The sequence below is a fragment of the Ruegeria sp. CDSA034 genome, assembly GCF_059612275.1.
In genome coordinates this window covers 1-3061 of sequence record NZ_JBXWQH010000030.1, presented here as the reverse complement: position 1 = coordinate 3061, position 3061 = coordinate 1, and the positions used below count along the sequence as shown (strand labels likewise).

Sequence of the window (3061 nt, the reverse complement as noted above, 5' to 3'; positions counted from 1 at the left end):
CAACCGGGGGTTTTGCCCAATGAGCTATAAATCGGACATTGAAATTGCGCGCGAGGCGCAGAAGAAGCCTATTCAGGAAATTGGCGCTAAGATCGGCATCGATTCTGCTGATCTGCTGCCCTATGGCCATGACAAGGCGAAGGTGAGCCAGGAGTTCATCAACTCGGTTCAGGGTCGAGAAGACGGCAAGCTGGTGCTGGTCACCGCGATCAACCCGACGCCTGCGGGTGAGGGTAAGACGACCACGACCGTTGGTCTGGGTGATGGTCTGAACCGCATTGGCAAGAATGCGATGATCTGTATTCGCGAAGCCTCGCTGGGCCCGAACTTCGGCATGAAGGGCGGCGCTGCAGGGGGCGGTTACGCACAGGTTGTTCCGATGGAGGAAATGAACCTGCACTTTACCGGGGATTTCCACGCGATCACCTCGGCGCATTCGCTGCTGTCGGCGATGATCGACAACCACATTTACTGGGGCAATGAAGCCGAGATCGATGTACGCCGCGTCGCATGGCGTCGCGTGGTCGATATGAATGACCGTGCCCTGCGTCAGATCACGGCGTCCCTGGGTGGTGTGTCGAACGGCTTCCCGCGCGAAACCGGCTTTGACATCACCGTGGCGTCCGAGGTCATGGCGATCCTGTGCCTGTCCAACGACCTGAAGGATCTGGAAAAGCGTCTGGGTGACATCATCGTGGCCTATCGCCGCGACAAGACCGCTGTTTACTGCCGCGACATCAAGGCCGAAGGCGCAATGACCGTGCTGCTGAAAGACGCGATGCAGCCGAACCTGGTGCAGACGCTGGAAAACAACCCGGCATTCGTCCACGGTGGCCCGTTCGCCAATATCGCGCACGGCTGTAACTCGGTCATTGCCACCAAGACTGCTTTGAAAGTGGCTGACTACGTTGTGACTGAGGCTGGCTTTGGGGCCGATCTGGGTGCCGAGAAGTTCATGAACATCAAGTGCCGTAAGGCGGGCATCGCGCCGTCTGCAGTGGTGCTGGTTGCCACCGTGCGTGCGATGAAGATGAACGGCGGCGTTGCCAAGGCCGATCTGGGTGCGGAAAACGTCGACGCGGTCAACTCGGGATGTGCCAACCTGGGCCGTCACATCGAGAACGTGAAATCCTTTGGCGTGCCGGTTGTGGTTGCCATCAACCACTTCGTCACCGACACCGATGCCGAAGTGCAGGCGGTCAGCGACTATTGCGCCGAGCATGGTGTTGAGGCGGTTCTGTCGCGTCACTGGGAGCTGGGCTCGGAAGGCTCTGCGCCGCTGGCCGAGAAGGTTGTCGAGATCGTCGAAGGCGGCAGTGCCAACTTCGCACCGATCTACCCCGATGACATGCCGCTGTTCGAGAAGATCGAAACCATCGCCAAGCGCATCTACCGCGCCGACGAGGTTCTGGCCGACAACAAGATCCGCAACCAGCTGCGTGAATGGGAAGAGGCCGGATACGGCAATCTGCCGGTCTGCATGGCCAAGACGCAGTATTCGTTCTCGACCGATCCGAGCCTGCGTGGCGCGCCCACCGGCCATTCGGTTCCGGTGCGTGAGGTCCGCCTGAGCGCGGGTGCCGGCTTCATCGTGGTTGTCTGCGGTGAGATCATGACCATGCCCGGTCTGCCACGCAAACCGGCTGCGGAAACCATCTGCCTCAATGACGCAGGTGAGATCGAGGGCTTGTTCTAAGCCGCCGAATAGGACATCTCGTGGTCCGGGGTTTTCCCGGGCCATGAGGAGATCGCGATGCCCACTCTGACACCGCCGCAAGACTGTGCAACGATGCAGGATCTGCGGGTTCAGATCGACAAGCTGGACCGCCAACTGATCGAAATGTTGGTGGCGCGCGCAGGCTACATTGACCGCGCGTCCGAGCTGAAGCCGGGCGAGGGCCTGCCTGCCCGTATCCCGGACCGTGTCGAAGACGTGGTGCACCGCGTGCGCGCAAGCTCGGCCGAGCTGGGAATGGATCCGGATTTGGCCGAAAGACTGTGGCGCATGCTGATTGACTGGTCGATTGCACGTGAGGAACGTGTTCTCGGCCCGGACTGAATGACCGGGCGCTTCATGCGCCCGATCCGTTTTTGAAAGAAGGGATCAAAGGATGGTAGCCCAGGTTATCGACGGCAAGGCCTTTGCGGCCAAGGTCCGTGCGCAAGTGGCCGATCAGGTCGCAAAGCTGAAAGAGGAAAACGGCATCACCCCCGGCCTGGCCGTGGTTCTGGTCGGCGAAGACCCGGCCAGCCAGGTCTATGTCCGCTCCAAGGGCAAGATGACCGTCGAGGTCGGCATGAACTCGTACGAGCATAAGCTGGATGTCGATACCTCGGAAGAGGACCTGCTGGCGCTGGTCGAAAAGCTGAACAACGATCCGGCTGTGCATGGCATTCTGGTTCAATTGCCGCTGCCCAAGCATCTGAACGAGGATCTGGTGATCAATTCGATCGACCCGGCCAAGGATGTGGACGGGTTCCATATCTCCAACGTGGGCCTGTTGGGCACCGGTCAGAAATCGATGGTGCCCTGCACCCCGCTGGGCTGTCTGATGATGCTGCGCGACCACCATGGCTCATTGTCGGGCATGGATGCGGTTGTGATCGGACGCTCGAACATCGTTGGCAAGCCGATGGCGCAGCTGCTGCTGGGCGACAGCTGCACCGTGACCATCGCGCACAGCCGCACCAAGGATCTGCCCGACGTGGTCCGCCGCGCCGATATCGTCGTGGCCGCCGTTGGCCGCCCCGAAATGGTGCCGGGCGACTGGATCAAGGAAGGGGCGACCGTCATCGACGTGGGCATCAACCGCATTGATGCGCCCGAAAAAGGTGAAGGCAAGAACAAACTGGTCGGCGACGTCGATTATGCCAGCGCCGCAGCACGCGCCGGCGCCATCACCCCGGTCCCCGGCGGCGTCGGCCCCATGACCATCGCCTGCCTGCTGGCCAACACCCTCACCGCCTGCTGCCGCGCAAACAAACTGCCAGAACCAGAAGGCCTCACAGCCTGACCTGTTTCGCTGGGGCGCAAAAAATGCGCCCCAACAAAACTGAATTT

The 3061-nt window shown here is 60.8% G+C and carries 3 protein-coding genes; all 3 read left to right on the top strand.

The window, feature by feature from the left end; translation table 11 throughout:
* Positions 1-19: 19 nt before the first annotated feature.
* The 3 genes from AC2FLJ_RS22760 to folD are packed head-to-tail and all read left to right on the top strand — an operon-like array spanning position 20 to position 3014.
* Positions 20-1696, top strand: a complete 1677-nt coding sequence (locus AC2FLJ_RS22760) for a formate--tetrahydrofolate ligase (protein WP_496700165.1) — start codon at positions 20-22, stop codon at positions 1694-1696.
* Positions 1697-1753: 57 nt separating this feature from the next.
* Positions 1754-2059: a chorismate mutase gene (locus AC2FLJ_RS22755; protein ID WP_058272292.1), complete on the top strand. Its 306-nt coding sequence runs from the start codon at positions 1754-1756 to the stop codon at positions 2057-2059.
* A 52-nt stretch (positions 2060-2111) separates the two neighbouring features.
* The gene (gene folD, locus AC2FLJ_RS22750; RefSeq protein ID WP_282171205.1) at positions 2112-3014 is read left to right on the top strand and encodes a bifunctional methylenetetrahydrofolate dehydrogenase/methenyltetrahydrofolate cyclohydrolase FolD; all 903 of its coding nucleotides are present in this window, start codon (positions 2112-2114) and stop codon (positions 3012-3014) included.
* The last annotated feature ends 47 nt before the right edge of the window (positions 3015-3061 follow it).